At 60.3% G+C, this 16,110-nt stretch carries 14 protein-coding genes; 10 read left to right on the forward strand and 4 right to left on the reverse strand.

Annotation, left to right across the window (positions count from 1 at the left end; all coding sequences use genetic code 11):
• Positions 1–26: 26 nt before the first annotated feature.
• Positions 27–2,432 (reverse strand): DNA translocase FtsK, encoded by a 2,406-nt coding sequence (gene ftsK / locus VMP31_RS11315; RefSeq protein ID WP_325507115.1) that lies wholly within the window; start codon positions 2,430–2,432, stop codon positions 27–29.
• A 229-nt stretch (positions 2,433–2,661) separates the two neighbouring features.
• Between ftsK and trxB the strand changes: the two genes are divergently transcribed.
• The 4 genes from trxB to infA all read left to right on the forward strand — a co-directional run bounded on the left by trxB (position 2,662) and on the right by infA (position 5,428).
• Positions 2,662–3,612 (forward strand): thioredoxin-disulfide reductase, encoded by a 951-nt coding sequence (trxB, locus tag VMP31_RS11320; protein ID WP_325507117.1) that lies wholly within the window; start codon positions 2,662–2,664, stop codon positions 3,610–3,612.
• A gap of 54 nt (positions 3,613–3,666) precedes the next feature.
• Complete coding sequence (gene aat / locus VMP31_RS11325; RefSeq protein ID WP_325507119.1) at positions 3,667–4,347, forward strand: leucyl/phenylalanyl-tRNA--protein transferase; 681 nt, start codon at positions 3,667–3,669, stop codon at positions 4,345–4,347.
• A 54-nt stretch (positions 4,348–4,401) separates the two neighbouring features.
• Entirely contained in the window at positions 4,402–5,109 is a 708-nt protein-coding gene (locus tag VMP31_RS11330; RefSeq protein WP_325507121.1) for an arginyltransferase, read from the forward strand.
• Between the two features lie 100 nt (positions 5,110–5,209).
• Entirely contained in the window at positions 5,210–5,428 is a 219-nt protein-coding gene (infA, locus tag VMP31_RS11335; protein ID WP_002553999.1) for a translation initiation factor IF-1, read from the forward strand.
• Between the two features lie 120 nt (positions 5,429–5,548).
• On the opposite strand, the gene clpA is transcribed toward infA, so the two are convergent.
• Both clpA and clpS read right to left on the reverse strand, forming a co-directional pair.
• Complete coding sequence (clpA, locus tag VMP31_RS11340) at positions 5,549–7,819, reverse strand: ATP-dependent Clp protease ATP-binding subunit ClpA (protein WP_325507126.1); 2,271 nt, start codon at positions 7,817–7,819, stop codon at positions 5,549–5,551.
• 29 nt (positions 7,820–7,848) lie between these two features.
• Entirely contained in the window at positions 7,849–8,211 is a 363-nt protein-coding gene (clpS, locus tag VMP31_RS11345) for an ATP-dependent Clp protease adapter ClpS (protein WP_325507128.1), read from the reverse strand.
• Between the two features lie 227 nt (positions 8,212–8,438).
• On the opposite strand from clpS, the gene cspD reads away from it, so the two are divergent.
• Complete coding sequence (cspD, locus tag VMP31_RS11350) at positions 8,439–8,702, forward strand: cold shock domain-containing protein CspD (RefSeq protein ID WP_325507130.1); 264 nt, start codon at positions 8,439–8,441, stop codon at positions 8,700–8,702.
• Between the two features lie 289 nt (positions 8,703–8,991).
• Here cspD and icd read toward each other — a convergent pair whose 3' ends face one another.
• Positions 8,992–10,248, reverse strand: a complete 1,257-nt coding sequence (gene icd, locus VMP31_RS11355; RefSeq protein WP_325507132.1) for an NADP-dependent isocitrate dehydrogenase — start codon at positions 10,246–10,248, stop codon at positions 8,992–8,994.
• 363 nt (positions 10,249–10,611) lie between these two features.
• On the opposite strand from icd, the gene VMP31_RS11360 reads away from it, so the two are divergent.
• From VMP31_RS11360 to VMP31_RS11380, 5 genes are all read left to right on the forward strand, one after another.
• On the forward strand, positions 10,612–12,837 hold the full coding sequence (locus VMP31_RS11360) for an NADP-dependent isocitrate dehydrogenase (RefSeq protein WP_325507134.1): 2,226 nt from the start codon (positions 10,612–10,614) through the stop codon (positions 12,835–12,837).
• A gap of 121 nt (positions 12,838–12,958) precedes the next feature.
• The gene (locus VMP31_RS11365) at positions 12,959–13,399 is read left to right on the forward strand and encodes an NUDIX hydrolase (protein ID WP_325507136.1); all 441 of its coding nucleotides are present in this window, start codon (positions 12,959–12,961) and stop codon (positions 13,397–13,399) included.
• A gap of 60 nt (positions 13,400–13,459) precedes the next feature.
• Positions 13,460–14,578 carry a tRNA 2-thiouridine(34) synthase MnmA gene (gene mnmA / locus VMP31_RS11370; protein ID WP_325507138.1) on the forward strand — a complete coding sequence of 373 codons (1,119 nt, stop codon included), beginning with the start codon at positions 13,460–13,462 and terminating at the stop codon, positions 14,576–14,578.
• Entirely contained in the window at positions 14,575–15,195 is a 621-nt protein-coding gene (gene hflD / locus VMP31_RS11375; RefSeq protein ID WP_325507140.1) for a high frequency lysogenization protein HflD, read from the forward strand. The genes mnmA and hflD overlap by 4 nt, the downstream gene beginning before the upstream one ends.
• Positions 15,192–16,052: a DMT family transporter gene (locus VMP31_RS11380; protein ID WP_325507142.1), complete on the forward strand. Its 861-nt coding sequence runs from the start codon at positions 15,192–15,194 to the stop codon at positions 16,050–16,052. Before hflD ends, VMP31_RS11380 begins: the two co-directional genes overlap by 4 nt.
• Positions 16,053–16,110 lie beyond the last annotated feature (58 nt).

Raw genomic sequence — 16,110 nt, forward strand, 5'->3', positions numbered from 1 at the left:
ACTCCTTATCAACAGGGATTGAAGCGTTAATCGCGATTGGGGCCTGGAGCTATGACCTCACGGGAGCCATTGGTGTTCATTGAGGTCACCACACCGGCCATCTCCATGGCTTCGATCATTCGCGCGGCGCGGTTATAGCCGATCTTCAGCTTGCGCTGCACCGAGGAAATTGACGCGCGGCGGCTTTCCAGAACGAAATTGACCGCTTCGTCATAGAGCGGGTCCGCCTCGCTGTCTTCACTGCCGCCTTCACCGCTGCTGCCATCGAAGCCGCTGCCGGCTTCTTCGACACCGGCCAGGATATCTTCGATGTAATCCGGCGTGCCGCGCTGCTTCCAGGCCTCGACCACGCGATGCACTTCCTCGTCGGAAACGAAGGCACCGTGCACGCGAATCGGCAAACCGGTGCCCGGCGGCATATAGAGCATGTCGCCATGGCCGAGCAGCTGTTCGGCACCGCCCTGATCGAGGATGGTGCGCGAGTCGATCTTGCTCGATACCTGGAAGGCCATACGGGTCGGGATATTGGCCTTGATCAGGCCGGTAATCACGTCCACCGACGGCCGCTGGGTCGCGAGAATCAGGTGGATACCCGCCGCACGGGCCTTCTGCGCGATACGTGCGATCAGCTCTTCGACCTTCTTGCCGACGATCATCATCATGTCGGCGAATTCGTCGACCACCACTACGATGGTCGGCAGGGTTTTCAGCAGCGGCGCTTCGTCGTGCATGCTTTCGCGCTTGTACAGCGGGTCAGAGAGCGGCTCGCCGGCCTCTTCGGCATCCTTGACCTTGCGGTTGAAGCCGGCCAGGTTGCGCACGCCCATCTTCGACATCAGCTTGTAACGCCGCTCCATCTCGGCCACCGACCAGCGCAGGGCGTTGGCGGCCTCCTTCATGTCGGTCACCACCGGGCAGAGCAGGTGCGGAATGCCTTCGTAGATCGACAGTTCGAGCATCTTCGGGTCGATCATGATCAACCGCGCCTCTTCCGGCGTGGATTTGAACAGGATCGACAGGATCATCGCGTTAACCCCCACCGACTTACCGGAACCGGTGGTACCGGCGACCAGCAGGTGTGGCATGCGCGCCAGGTCGGTAATCACCGGCTTGCCGCCAATATCATGGCCCAGGGCCAGGGTCACCGGCGACTTGGCATCATCATACTCGGGCGACGACAGCACCTCAGAGAAGCGCACGATCTGCCTGTCTTCGTTGGGGATTTCGATACCGACGGTGGTCTTGCCCGGGATCACTTCCACCACCCGCACGCTGATCACCGCCAGCGAGCGCGCCAGGTCCTTGGCCAGGTTGGAGATACGGCTGACCTTGACCCCGGCGGCCGGCTGAATCTCGAAGCGGGTGATCACCGGCCCCGGATGCACGGACTCGACGATGACCTCGACACCAAACTCCTTGAGTTTGATCTCCACCAGCCGCGACATGGCCTCCAGGGACTCGGGGGAATACTTCTTCTGGATCTTTTCCGCCACATCGAGAATCGAGATAGGCGGCAGACTGCCGGCCAGGGCGCTGTCTTCGAACAGATTGACCTGTTTCTCTTTCAGCACTCGCTTGCTCGGCTCGGCCGCCTTGGGCGCGGCCGGCGGGGTGATTTGCGGAGCCGGGCGATTGACTCGCTCGCTCATATGTTTGCTCAGCGATTCCTCGCGCTCGATCAAGCGTTCCTTGACCCGGGCCTGCTCGCGGCGATCAAGCACGATGGGGGCAGACACCTCGGTGACGCGCTCATCAACCTCGCGCAACTGGGCGACCAGCTGTTTGCGCTCGACCCGGGCATTCCACCAGCGATTGCTCAGGCCCTGGATCAGCTCGAACAGGTCCAGGGTGATCTTGCCGGTCAGATCCATCACCTTGAACCAGGACAGGTCGGTAAATACGGTCAGACCGAAGAGAAACAGCGCGATAAACAGCAGGGTACTGCCCTGTATGTTGAGCGCAGCAGTGGCCAGCTCTCCGATACTTTCACCTAGAGCGCCACCGGCAGAGGCCGGCATGGAGGTGTTTGCATCAAAATGGATATAAGCCAGCGCAGCGCCCGAAAGCACCAGGAACACCAGGCCGATCAGGCGCCAGGAGAACAGCCAGCCGCTCCACTGCCAGGGCTGATGACGGGCGCGGAACACCTGCAGGGTCTTTACCCCCAGCAACAGCGGGAACAGGTAGGCGAAGTAACCCAGGGCCATAAACAGGATATCGGCGAACCAGGCACCGGCACGCCCGGCGGCATTGTGCACCTGCTCGACATTGCTGGTATGGGTCCAGCCTGGGTCGGCCGCATCGTAGGTCAGCAGCGCCATCCACAGGTAAAGGCAGAGTGCACCCAGGCCGATCAGCGCCCCCTCCTTGAGTCGGTAAGGCAATTGCTGACGCCAGACGGGGGCTTGTGCGGTTGGGCTAGAGTTCTTCAAAACGCATCTGTTCCTGCGCCGGGGCGCCGAATAATTGGTTAAAGGCGGAGCAAGCGCCGATTGTACGGGTTTAGCCGCGCCGTGCCACGCAATCGCCCGCGGCAATTGGGCAACGGCGCTCGACTCCCGCTCGCCACCTGCTTCGGTGTAGCATATCCGCCAACATCTTCCGTGCGGCTCAATTGGAGCATGCATTCTCTTTTGTGACAAAGGCTTATGAGGTGTTTTTATGAGCGAAGTCAAGCATTCACGCCTGATCATCCTGGGCTCTGGCCCCGCCGGTTATAGCGCCGCCGTCTATGCCGCCCGGGCCAATCTCAAGCCCGTGGTGATCACCGGCATTCAGCCTGGCGGTCAGCTCACCACCACCACCGAAGTGGACAACTGGCCGGGCGACGTCGAAGGCCTGACCGGCCCAGCCCTGATGGAGCGCATGCAGAAGCATGCCGAGCGCTTTGAAACCGAGATTGTCTACGACCACATCCATACCGCCGAGTTGCAGTCGCGCCCCTTTACCCTCAAGGGCGACAGCGGCACCTATACCTGCGACGCCCTGATTATTGCCACTGGCGCATCCGCCCAGTACCTGGGCCTACCGTCGGAAGAAGCCTTTTCCGGCAAGGGCGTGTCGGCTTGCGCCACCTGCGATGGCTTCTTCTACCGTAACCAGGTGGTCGCCGTGATCGGCGGCGGCAACACCGCCGTTGAAGAAGCGCTGTATCTGGCCAATATCGCCAAGGAAGTGCACTTGGTGCACCGTCGCGACAAGCTGCGTTCCGAGAAAATTCTTCAGGACAAGCTGTTCGACAAGGCGGCCAACGGCAACGTGGTGCTGCACTGGAATCATGCGCTGGAAGAAGTGCTGGGCGACAACACCGGGGTGACCGGCGCACGCTTGAAAGACACCCAGACCGGCGTGACCAAGGACCTGCCGCTGGCCGGCGTGTTTATCGCCATCGGGCACAAGCCCAATACCGAGCTGTTCCAGGGCCAGCTGGAAATGCGTGACGGCTATCTGCTGATCAAGGGCGGCAACGAAGGCAATGCCACCGCCACCAGCATCGAAGGCGTCTTCGCCGCTGGCGATGTGGCCGACCACGTCTATCGCCAGGCCATCACCTCGGCCGGCGCAGGCTGCATGGCGGCACTCGACGTCGAGAAGTTCCTCGACGACAACTGATAGCCTTAAGGGCGGCCACTTAGCGACCGCCCTACCCTCCTCCGGCCGCGCCTCATGCTGACCTGGCTACAACGCGATTCACTGGATTTTCCGCCCCTCGACAAGGCGCTGCGCGATCCCAACGGACTGCTCGCCGCCGGCGGCGACCTGAGCCCCGAACGCCTGATCCAGGCTTACCGCCACGGCTGCTTTCCCTGGTTTCAGGAAGGCCAGCCGATTCTCTGGTGGTCGCCTGACCCACGCACTGTTTTGCTTCCCGAAGAACTGCACCTCTCCCGCAGCCTCGCCAAGCTATTGCGCCAGGGCCGCTACCGAGTCACCTTCGACCAGGCCTTCACCGAGGTCATCCAGGCCTGCGCCGCACCGCGCAGTTACGCCGCGGACACCTGGATCACCACACCAATGCAAGCCGCCTACCTGGAGCTGCATAAGCGCGGCATCGCCCATTCAGTCGAGGTCTGGCAGGGCGAGGAAATGGTCGGCGGCCTCTACGGATTGGCCATGGGCCAGCTGTTTTTCGGCGAGTCGATGTTCAGTCGCGCCGACAATGCCTCCAAAGTGGGCTTTGCCACCCTGGTACAACACCTCAAAGCCTGGGGCTTCGTGCTGATCGACTGCCAGATGCCGACACAGCACCTGCACAACTTCGGTGCCAGAGCCATCTCCCGCCAGCAGTTCGCCGCTTATCTGCGTCGCCATCTCGATCAGGCCAGTCAAGCCGACTGGGTTGCCTAGGCGAGTTTGCCTGCCTGGCATACACTTGAATAAGACTGATCCCGAGAGCCGATCATGACCGAGCTGGCCCGCCTGAAGTTTTATGCCACTCAACCGCACCCGTGCAGCTACCTGCCCGATGAACAAGCCACCACCCTGTTCCTCGACCCCAGCCAGCCCATGGACGCGGAGGTTTACGCTGAGCTTTCGGAAATGGGCTTTCGGCGCAGCGGCGAGCACCTCTATCGCCCGCACTGCCAGCGCTGCACCGCCTGCATGCCGGCACGTATCCCCGCAGCGCAGTTCATCCCCAATCGCCAGCAGCGGCGCATTCTCAAGCGCAACCAGGACCTTCAGGTACGCCCAGTGCGCCCAACTTTCACCGAAGAGTATTACAGCCTCTACGTGCGCTATATCGAGCAACGCCATGCCGATGGCGACATGTACCCGCCCAGCCGCGAACAATTTTCGACCTTTCTCGTCCGTGACCTGGCATTTTCCCGCTTCTACGAGTTCCGCCACCAAGGCCGCCTGCTCGCCATCGCGGTCACCGACGTGCTGCCCAACGGGCTTTCCGCGGTCTACACCTTCTACGATCCTAATGAGGAACGACGCAGCCTGGGCCGCTTCGCCATTCTCTGGCAAATCGCCGAAACCGCCCGCCTGGGCCTACACGCCGTCTACCTGGGTTACTGGATCAAGAACTGCCGCAAGATGAACTACAAGACCCAATATCGGCCGATTGAACTCTTCGTAAATCAACGTTGGGTCAGCCTTATCTGAAGCCCTTGGCGCAAACCCCAATTTTCGGGCACAATGCACGCCGCTTTTGCCTGGCGCCAGTTGCACCGGGCCATTCATTGGATACCGAGGGCTTTACTGCATGTCGAAAGAAGACAGCTTCGAAATGGAAGGCACTGTCGTCGACACCCTGCCCAACACCATGTTCCGTGTGGAGTTGGAAAATGGGCACGTCGTTACCGCGCACATCTCCGGAAAGATGCGCAAGAACTACATCCGCATTCTGACTGGTGACAAGGTTCGCGTTGAGCTGACACCTTATGACCTGAGCAAGGGTCGTATCACCTACCGCGCCCGTTAATCACGCAGGTCAACTGTCAGGAGCCCGATCAAGGCAAACGACAGTTGACGGCAAGTTAACCCAGGCTGCAAATGAAAACGCCCGGCATTGCCGGGCGTTTTTGTTGCTTAGTGATGTGGATCAGGCCATTTCCGCCGTGGTTTCAAAGTCGAAGGTCAGCTCACCATCGCTGATATCGACATGCACCACGCCACCATGCTCGGACAACTCGCCGAACAGAATCTCCTCCGCCAGCGGACGCTTGATCTTGTCCTGAATCAGGCGCGCCATCGGCCGAGCCCCCATCTGTACGTCGTAGCCCTGCTCCGCCAACCAGTTACGCGCCGCATCGCTGACCTCGAGCATGACCCGCTTGTCCTCCAGCTGCGCCTGCAGCTCGGTGAGGAACTTGTCGACGATGCTCTTGATCACCTCGTGGCTCAGGCGGCCGAACTGGATAATGGTGTCCAGACGGTTACGGAACTCCGGCGTGAAGCTCTTCTTGATCACTTCCATGGCATCGGATGAGTGATCCTGGTGAGTGAAACCAATAGAAGCCCGCGCAGCCGTCTCGGCACCCGCGTTGGTGGTCATGATCACGATCACATTGCGGAAATCCGCCTTGCGCCCGTTGTTGTCGGTCAGGGTGCCGTGGTCCATCACCTGCAGCAGCAGGTTGAAGACTTCCGGGTGAGCCTTCTCGATTTCATCGAGCAGCAATACGCAGTGCGGTGTTTTGGTGATGGCCTCAGTTAGTAGACCGCCCTGATCAAAGCCGACATAGCCCGGCGGTGCACCGATCAGGCGCGAAACCGTGTGACGCTCCATGTACTCGGACATGTCGAAACGAACCAGCTCAACCCCCATGGCCTTGGCCAGCTGGCGAGCAGCTTCAGTTTTACCAACACCCGTAGGGCCGGCAAAGAGGAAGGAGCCTACAGGCTTGTCAGGTGCCTTGAGCCCTGCACGCGACAGCTTGATCGCGGTCGACAGCGAGTCAATCGCAGCGTCCTGGCCAAACACCGTGAGCTTCAGGTCACGCTCAAGGTTGCGCAGTAGTTCTTTATCCGAGCTGCTGACATGTTTTGGCGGAATACGGGCAATTTTCGCCACGATATCCTCGACCTGCGCCACATCAATGCGCGCCAGGCGTTTTTCCACCGGCTGCAGGCGCTGATAGGCACCCGCTTCATCGATCACGTCGATGGCCTTGTCCGGCATATGCCGGTCATTGATATAACGCGAGGCCAGCTCGGCCGCTGCACGCAGCGCCTCATCGCTGTACTCGATGCTGTGATGCTGCTCGAAGCGCCCCTTGAGGCCTCGCAGAATGCCGATGGTGTCTTCCACCGACGGCTCGACCACATCGACCTTCTGGAAGCGCCGCGCCAGGGCGCGATCCTTCTCAAAAATGCCACGAAACTCCTGGAAGGTGGTGGAGCCTATGCAGCGAATCTCACCCGAGGAGAGCATCGGCTTAAGCAGATTGGAGGCGTCCATCACCCCGCCGGATGCCGCGCCGGCCCCGATGATGGTGTGGATCTCGTCGATAAACAGAATGGCGTGCGGCCGCTTGCGCAGCTCGTTGAGCAACGCCTTGAGGCGCTTCTCGAAGTCGCCGCGGTATTTGGTGCCCGCCAGCAACGCCCCCAGATCCAGGGAGTAGACCACGCTGTCAGCCAGCAGGTCGGGCACCTGGTTGTCGACGATACGCTTGGCCAGGCCTTCGGCAATCGCGGTTTTACCCACGCCGGCCTCGCCGACCAGCAGCGGGTTGTTCTTGCGCCGGCGCGCGAGGATCTGCGCAACCCGCTCGACTTCCAGCTCGCGGCCGACCAGTGGGTCGATGCGCCCCTGCCGAGCCAGTTCATTAAGGTTGCTGGCATAGGCGTCCAGCGGATTGCTGGAGCCGGAGGGTTCACCACCCTCTTCGTCCTGCATTTCCTGCTCAGCTTCGGAATGGCCACCATGGCCCGGCACCTTGGAGATGCCATGGGCGATAAAGTTGACCACATCAATCCGCGCGACGCTCTGCTGCTTGAGCAGGAACACCGCCTGGCTTTCCTGTTCGCTGAAGATGGCCACCAGCACGTTGGCTCCGGTCACTTCACGCTTGCCCGAGCTTTGCACGTGGAATACCGCGCGCTGCAATACCCGCTGAAAACCCAGGGTTGGCTGAGTTTCGCGCTCTTCATCGTGCTGAGGAATCAGTGGTGTGGTGGAGTCGATAAATTCTTGCAGGTCATGCCGCAATTTATCCAGATTGGCACCGCAGGCGCGCAACACGCTTGCCGCGGCTTCATTATCCAGAAGCGCCAGCAGGAGGTGCTCAACCGTCATGAATTCATGACGCTTGGTGCGAGCCTCCTTGAAAGCCAGATTGAGGGTGACTTCGAGCTCTCGATTTAACATAGCTTCACCTCATGCCCAAGCGGCCGGCGTTAACCGTCCTTCTCTATTTCACAGAGTAGCGGATGCTGGCTCTCTCTCGCATATTGATTCACCTGCGTAGCCTTGGTTTCAGCAATATCGCGGGTAAACACTCCACACACTGCTCGTCCTTCGGTATGAACGGTCAGCATGAGCTTGGTCGCCAGCTCTCGATTCAGGTTGAAAAAAACCTCGAGAACCTCGACCACAAAATCCATGGGCGTGTAGTCATCGTTAAATATGACCACTTTATACATAGGAGGTGCCTGCAATGCCGGCTTGGACTCCTGAACGGCGACACCGAAGGAATCGTCCTCATGCTCTGCAGGGCGATCCTGATTGAATGTTAGTCGAATCTGGCTACGTGCATGCATGGTGAATAGGGTTCGTTGATAGGCGAAAAGGAGATGTCAGGCAGAGCTTGAACGGCTTCTCAGCCAGATGCAGCATTGCCTTGACTATCGGCAAAACAGTGTTACAAACAATAAATACCCTGTCAGGGGTATAAGGGGTTCCACATCACCAGCGTGATGCCAGTCTATGTGTGGAATTTAAGTGGATGATACTCCAGTGATGGAGTCCTTTGCAGAGGGATATCAGCATGGTTAGCGGTAAGGTCAAGTGGTTCAACAACGCCAAAGGCTATGGATTCATCGTCGCCGACGGTCGAGATGAGGACCTGTTCGCCCATTACTCGGCTATCCAGATGGACGGCTATAAAACGCTGAAAGCGGGTCAGCCAGTAAGCTTCGATATTATTCAAGGTCCTAAAGGACTCCACGCCGTCAATATCAGCGCGGCCACTGCCGCCACTGACACCCCGGCTGCGGTCAAGCAGCCCCAGGGCGCAACGGTAGAAGTCTGACTTACCGGGTTATTGCTTACCCACAAAAAGGCCGGTCAATTGACCGGCCTTTCTTTATGGCTATGTCTGAGTTGGCTGTTGTCGACATGCTCAGCCCTTGTAGGAGCGGGCTTGCCCGCGAATCGCGGCGCAATAGAAAAACATCGCGGCCAAGGCCGCTCCTACGGGTTTCACAGCACCCGCCAGCACTGCTGGCAACACTTAATTGGTACATAGCCTTCTTTATTCGGCTACCGCCCCATGGCGACCACCCTGGAGGTCGTCGTCACGGAGCGTTAAAGCAGCTCGCTTACATATGCGAGATCAATGCATCGCCGAATTCCGAGCAGGACAGCAGCTTGGCACCGTCCATCAGACGCTCGAAGTCATAGGTCACGGTCTTGGCCGAAATAGCGCCATTGGTGCCCTTGATGATCAGATCGGCCGCTTCAATCCAGCCCATATGGCGTAGCATCATTTCCGCGGAAAGGATCAGAGAACCCGGGTTTACCTGGTCCTTGCCAGCGTACTTGGGCGCGGTGCCGTGGGTGGCCTCGAACATGGCCACGGTGTCGGACAGGTTGGCACCCGGCGCGATACCGATACCGCCCACTTCGGCCGCCAGGGCGTCGGACAGGTAGTCACCGTTGAGGTTGAGGGTCGCGATCACATCGTATTCGGCCGGACGCAGCAGGATCTGCTGCAGCATGGCGTCGGCGATAGCGTCCTTGACGATGACGTTCTTGCCAGTGCGCGGATTCTTGAACTGCATCCACGGACCGCCATCAAGCAGGGTTGCGCCGAACTCTTCAGCGGCAATTTCGTAGGCCCACTCTTTGAAGGCCCCTTCGGTGAACTTCATGATGTTGCCTTTGTGCACGATGGTCAGCGAGTCGCGGTCGTTATCGACCACATACTGCAGGGCCTTGCGCGCCAGGCGGCGAGTACCTTCTCTGGAAACCGGCTTGACGCCGATACCGCAGTTTTCGTCGAAACGAATCTTGGTAACACCCATTTCCTCTTTGAGGAACTTGATGACCTTGGTCGCTTCCGGGGAACCGGCTTTCCACTCGATACCGGCGTAGATGTCTTCCGAGTTCTCGCGGAAGATGGTCATATCGACATCACCTGGCTTCTTCACCGGGCTTGGCACGCCTTCAAACCAGCGCACCGGGCGCAGGCAGACGTACAGGTCGAGCTGCTGACGCAGGGCAACGTTGAGGGAGCGGATACCGCCACCGACTGGCGTGGTCAGCGGGCCCTTGATGGAAACGACGTAATCCTTGACCGCATCCAGGGTTTCCTGAGGCAGCCAGGTGTCCTGATCGTAGACCTGAGTGGCTTTCTCGCCGGCATAGACCTCCATCCAGGAAATCTTGCGCTCGCCGCCATAGGCCTTCTCGACCGCCGCATCAACCACTTTGATCATGACCGGGCTGATATCGACGCCGATACCGTCACCTTCGATATACGGGATGATCGGGTTGTTCGGTACGTTCAGGGATGTATCGGCATTAACGGTGATTTTGTCACCGGTTGCTGGCACCTGGATCTTTTGGTATCCCATGCTGGACTCCGTCTCGTGGTTAAAACAGTCATATCGCCCGAGAGTAACCCACTTGAATCGGGCGAAACCATATGTTCGTTGGTCTTATGTGCCTGGGCATTCTGCGGCGCGCTGCCGCAGTGGTATACTGCCTCGATGACTAACAGGTCATAAGGAGCAGGCTACCTCAGCGAGGTGCCTGCCTCTTGAATCCGTCGAATTGCCACCGCGATTCGCGCGGCTCGAAATACTCGACACTCTACTGGTGCATCCAACATCACCGCGGCAAAACCTCGACTGCGGGTTCGTTCACACGAACCTCGGCGCCTACCTGCGCATGTCGGGCGTTTGTGCACGCTCAGCGAAGAAGAGAGTTAATTCCAAATGTCCACCCCTTCGAAGATCATCTATACCTTCACCGACGAAGCCCCAGCCCTTGCGACCTATTCGCTTCTTCCTATTGTAGAAGCCTTCGCAGCCTCTGCTGGCATTGCCGTCGAAACCCGCGACATCTCTCTTGCAGGCCGCATCCTTGCAAGCTTTGCCGACCAGTTGGATGCCGACAAGCAGATCGACGACGATCTCGCCAAGCTGGCCGTGCTGGCCACCTCGCCAGACGCCAACATCATCAAATTGCCGAACATCAGCGCCTCGGTGCCGCAGCTCAAAGGCGCAATCGCCGAGCTGCAGGCCCAGGGCTATAACATCCCGAACCTCCCGGAAGATCCGCAAACTGATGCCGAGAAAGAAGCCAGCGCTCGCTACAGCAAGGTGCTCGGCAGTGCGGTAAACCCTGTGCTGCGTGAAGGCAACTCTGACCGCCGCGCACCTGCAGCCGTCAAGGCTTTCGTGCGCAAGCATCCGCACTCCATGGGCAAGTGGAGCATGGCGTCGCAGTCCCACGCTGACTATATGCGCGGCGGCGATTTCTTCTCCAGCGAGCAGTCGATCACCATGGCCAAGGCCGGTGACGTGCGCATCGAATTCGTAGGCAAGAACGGCCAGGCCGTGGTCAAGAAGCAGCTCGCCCTGCAGGAAGGCGAAGTCTTCGACAGCATGTTTATGAGCTGCCGCAAGCTGCGCGAGTTCTTCGAGAAGACCCTGCAGGACTGCAAGGAAACCGGCGTGATGTGGTCCCTGCACGTCAAGGCGACCATGATGAAGGTCTCCCACCCGATCGTCTTCGGTCACGCCGTCAGCGTCTACTACAAGGACGTGTTCGACAAATACGGCGAGCTGTTCAAGGAGCTGGGCGTCAACCCGAACAACGGCATCAGCAGTGTCTACGACAAGATCAAGTCCCTGCCCGCCTCGCGCCAGGAAGAAATTCTCGATGACATCCACGCCTGCTACAGCCATCGCCCTGAAATGGCCATGGTCGACTCGGTCAAGGGCGTCACCAACCTGCACATCCCTAGCGACGTAATCGTCGACGCCTCGATGCCGGCAATGATTCGCAGCTCCGGGCAGATGTGGGGCAAGGACGGCAAGCTCAAGGACACCAAGGCGGTGATGCCGGAGAGCACCTACGCCCGCATCTACCAGGAAATGATCAACTTCTGCAAAACCAACGGCGCGTTCGACCCGACCACCATGGGCAGCGTACCGAACGTCGGCCTGATGGCGCAGAAAGCCGAAGAATACGGCTCCCACGACAAGACCTTCGAATTGACCGAAAACGGCATCATGCGCGTCGTCGCAGCCGACGGCACTGTGCTGATGCAGCATGAAGTCGAAGCCGGCGACATCTGGCGCGCCTGCCAGACCAAGGACGCGCCGATCCGCGACTGGGTCAAGCTGGCCGTCACCCGCGCCCGTCAGTCCGCCACCCCGGCGATCTTCTGGCTCGACCCGGAGCGCGCCCACGACCGCGAATTGCAGAAGAAGGTTGAAGCCTACCTGCAGGAACACGACCTGACCGGTCTGGACATTCGCGTCATGGACTACAACCAGGCCATTCGCGTGAGCATGGAGCGCCTGATCCGCGGCCAGGACACCATTTCGGTGACCGGCAACGTACTGCGCGACTACCTGACCGACCTGTTCCCGATCATGGAACTGGGCACCTCGGCCAAGATGCTCTCTATCGTTCCGCTGATGGCCGGCGGCGGCATGTACGAAACCGGTGCTGGCGGCTCCGCGCCCAAGCACGTGCAGCAGCTGATCGAAGAAAACCACCTGCGCTGGGACTCGCTGGGCGAATTCCTGGCCCTGGCGGTTTCCCTGGAAGAAACCGGGATCAAGACCAACAACCCGAAAGCCAAGCTCCTGGGCACCACCCTCGACGCGGCCACCGGCAAGCTGCTGGACAACAACAAGTCGCCATCGCGCAAGACCGGCGAACTGGACAACCGCGGCAGCCACTTCTACCTGGCCCTGTACTGGGCTCAGGAACTGGCCGCACAGCAGGAAGATCCAGAGCTGCAGGCGCAGTTCGCGCCACTGGCAAAACTCCTTAGCGAGAACGAAGCAACCATCGTTGCCGAACTCAGCGCCGTACAGGGCAAGCCCGTGGACATCGGCGGCTACTACCGCTCCAACCCGCAGCTGACCAGCCAGGTCATGCGTCCAAGCACGACTTTCAACGCCGCGCTGTCCGCCCTGGTCTAAACACCCAGTGCCCCTTGGGCGCTGCAACAGCACAAACCCCGGCCCCGCGCCGGGGTTTGTGCATTCAGGGCAGTGAGAATCAGGATAAGATCGCCCTTTCTCATAAGCAGGTAGCACTTTCATGCAGTGGCAGCCGCATATCACCGTGGCCACGGTCATCGAAGACCGGGGCCGTTTTCTGCTGGTTGAAGAAATGGCCGAAGGCCGGGCCGTGTTCAACCAGCCTGCCGGGCACCTGGAGGCCAACGAAAGCCTGCTCCAGGCCGCCCTGCGCGAAACCCTCGAAGAAACCGGCTGGGATGTCGAGCTGACCGGCGTTACTGGCATCTATCTATACACCGCGCCGAGCAATGGCATTACTTACCAGCGCGTGTGCTTTGCCGCCAAAGCGCTGCAACAACGGCCTGACTATCCGCTGGATGACGGCATTATCGGGCCGCGCTGGCTAAGCCGCGACGAACTGGCCGCACAACCCGAACGCTGGCGCAGTGAGCTGGTGTTGCGCTGCATTGACGATTACCTGAGCGGTCAGTGTTTTCCCCTGAGCCTGATCCGCGATTAACGGCCACCCCTCTGCGCCTGCTAGAATCGCGCTCTTTTCAACCCTGTGCCCAGTATCCCCATGCCAGATCCAACTACTCAGCGCGTAATCGTCGGCATGTCCGGCGGCGTCGACTCCTCCGTTTCCGCCCTGCTGCTGCTCGAACAGGGCTATCAGGTCGAAGGCCTGTTTATGAAGAACTGGGACGAGGACGACGGCACCGAATACTGCACCGCCATGGACGACCTGGCCGATGCCCAGGCCGTGTGCGACAAGATCGGTATCAAGCTGCATACCGCCAACTTCGCCGCCGAGTACTGGGACAACGTGTTCGAGCACTTCCTCGCCGAATACAAGGCCGGGCGCACGCCCAACCCGGACATCCTCTGCAACCGCGAAATCAAGTTCAAAGCCTTTCTCGACTATGCGCTGATGCTCGGAGCCGACCTGATCGCCACCGGCCACTATGTGCGCCGCCGCGATATCGACGGGCGCACCGAGCTGCTCAAGGGCCTCGATCCGAACAAGGATCAGAGCTACTTCCTGCATGCAGTGGGCGGCGAGCAGATCGCCAAAACCCTGTTCCCGGTCGGCGAACTGGAGAAACCGGCAGTGCGGGCGATTGCCGAGAAATATGAGCTGGCCACCGCGAAGAAGAAGGACTCCACCGGCATCTGCTTTATCGGCGAGCGGCGCTTTAGTGACTTCCTCAAGCAGTACCTGCCGGCCCAACCGGGTAATATCGAGACCACCGAAGGCGAAGTTATCGGCCGCCACCACGGCCTGATGTATCACACCATTGGCCAACGTCAGGGCCTGGGCATCGGCGGCTTGAAAGACGCCAGCGATGAACCCTGGTATGTGCTGCACAAGGACCTCGAGCGCAATGTGCTGGTGGTCGGCCAGGGCAACGAACACCCCTGGCTGTTCTCCCGCGCCCTGCTCGCCTCGGAGATCTACTGGGTCAACCCCATCGACCTGAGCAGCCCGCGCCAACTGACCGCCAAGGTGCGCTATCGCCAGGGCGACCAGGCCTGCACCCTGGAAAAGACCGCCAGCGGCTATCGCGCGGTCTTCGCCATGCCGCAGCGCGCGGTTACCCCAGGGCAGTCCGTGGTGTTCTATGAGGGCGAGGTGTGCCTGGGCGGCGGCGTGATCGAAGTGGCCGAGCCCTGGAGCAGCAAGGAGCCGCAACAATGAGCCCGACCCAGGAGCAGCTAATCGCGCTGGGCGCGGTATTCGAGTCCGCAGTGCTGGTCGACAAGCTCGCCCGCACCGGCCAGGTGAGTGAGCCCGCAGTGGCCTGCCTGATTGGCAGCCTGCTGGTGCGCAACCCGCCAGGCACCCTGGATGTGTACGGCGGCAGCGACCTCAACCTGCGCGACGGCTACCGCGCCCTGGTCAGTGCCCTGGAACGCGACCCGGCCAGCCTGCAACGCGACCCGCTGCGCTATGCCCTGGCATTGCTGGCACTGGAACGGCAGCTGAACAAGCGCGACGACATGCTGCAGGTAATGGGCAGCCGCCTGGACCAGGTCCAGCAGCAGGTCGAGCACTTCGGCCCGACTCATGAAAACGTGATTGCCAACTGCGGCAGCCTGTATCAGGACACCATCAGCACTTTCCGTCAGCGCATCCAGGTTCAGGGCGACTCGCGCCACCTGCAGCAAGCCAACAATGCCGCGAAGATTCGCGCCCTGCTGCTGGCCGGCATCCGCTCGGCGCGCCTGTGGCGACAACTGGGCGGGCACCGCTGGCAACTGGTGTTCAGCCGCAGCAAGCTGCTCAAGGAACTCTACCCGCTGCTGCGCGGGTGACAGGCCGCTCGGTAAAACCACTGCAGGGGGCCGTATTGCTGGCCCTTTCGGCCCTGCTATTCGCTCTGATGGGCGCGGCTATCCGCGAGGTGTCCGCCAGCGTCAACACCGAGTCGGTGGTGTTCTTCCGCAGCCTGGTGGGCGTGCTGTTCTTTCTGCCGCTGCTCCTGCTCAGGGGCGTCCGACCGCTTAAAACCACTCGAATCAAATCGCACCTGTGGCGTACCGTCTACGGCCTCACGGCGATGTACTGCTTCTTCTACGCCATCGCCCACCTGCCGCTGGCCGACGCCATGCTGTTCACCTACTCCGCGCCGCTGTTCACCCCGCTGATTGCCTGGTGGTGGCTCAAGGAGCCCCTGACCCGACGCATGCTGCTGACCACCACCGTCGGCCTGTTTGGCGTGCTACTGGTGGCCAAACCCTCCGCCGCCCTGCTCGACAGCCAGACCCTGATCGGCATGGCCGCAAGCATCCTGGCGGCTTTCGCCTTCGTGTCGATCCGCGAGATGAGCGACACCGAGCCGGCCTTTCGCATCGTCTTCTATTTCTCGCTGTTCAGCGCGCTGGTTTCCGCCATCCCCTTGGCCTGGGCCTGGCAACCGCTGGCAACTGCCGAACTCAAGCTGCTGCTGTTTATCGGCCTGCTGGCCACCGCCAGCCAGATCATCATGTCCAAGGCCTACGGCCTGGCACCGCCGGGCCTGATCGGGCCCTTCTCCTACCTGGCGATTGTCTTCGCCGGGGTGCTCGCCTGGTTGCGCTGGGGCGAGACACCGGACGTGACTTCATTGATTGGCGCGGCGCTGATTTTCAGCGCCAGTCTGCTGTCGATTGCGCGAAGCAAGCGCGGCTGAACGGTCGCAGCCAATCGCAATAAAACTGGCGATTTCATGTATGATATGCGCCCTTTTC

Origin of the sequence: Pseudomonas sp. (genome assembly GCF_035512415.1) — a bacterium.
Lineage (GTDB): Bacteria > Pseudomonadota > Gammaproteobacteria > Pseudomonadales > Pseudomonadaceae > Aquipseudomonas.

What these genes read in the sequence shown, in the direction of transcription:
- trxB (WP_325507117.1), top strand. Translation starts at nt 2,662, where the DNA reads ATGAGCGAAGTCAAGCATTCACGCCTGATCATCCTGGGCTCTGGCCCC.
- aat (WP_325507119.1), top strand. Translation starts at nt 3,667, where the DNA reads ATGCTGACCTGGCTACAACGCGATTCACTGGATTTTCCGCCCCTCGAC.
- VMP31_RS11330 (WP_325507121.1), top strand. Translation starts at nt 4,402, where the DNA reads ATGACCGAGCTGGCCCGCCTGAAGTTTTATGCCACTCAACCGCACCCG.
- infA (WP_002553999.1), top strand. Translation starts at nt 5,210, where the DNA reads ATGTCGAAAGAAGACAGCTTCGAAATGGAAGGCACTGTCGTCGACACC.
- clpA (WP_325507126.1), bottom strand. Translation starts at nt 7,819, where the DNA reads ATGTTAAATCGAGAGCTCGAAGTCACCCTCAATCTGGCTTTCAAGGAG.
- clpS (WP_325507128.1), bottom strand. Translation starts at nt 8,211, where the DNA reads ATGCATGCACGTAGCCAGATTCGACTAACATTCAATCAGGATCGCCCT.
- cspD (WP_325507130.1), top strand. Translation starts at nt 8,439, where the DNA reads ATGGTTAGCGGTAAGGTCAAGTGGTTCAACAACGCCAAAGGCTATGGA.
- icd (WP_325507132.1), bottom strand. Translation starts at nt 10,248, where the DNA reads ATGGGATACCAAAAGATCCAGGTGCCAGCAACCGGTGACAAAATCACC.
- VMP31_RS11360 (WP_325507134.1), top strand. Translation starts at nt 10,612, where the DNA reads ATGTCCACCCCTTCGAAGATCATCTATACCTTCACCGACGAAGCCCCA.
- VMP31_RS11365 (WP_325507136.1), top strand. Translation starts at nt 12,959, where the DNA reads ATGCAGTGGCAGCCGCATATCACCGTGGCCACGGTCATCGAAGACCGG.
- mnmA (WP_325507138.1), top strand. Translation starts at nt 13,460, where the DNA reads ATGCCAGATCCAACTACTCAGCGCGTAATCGTCGGCATGTCCGGCGGC.
- hflD (WP_325507140.1), top strand. Translation starts at nt 14,575, where the DNA reads ATGAGCCCGACCCAGGAGCAGCTAATCGCGCTGGGCGCGGTATTCGAG.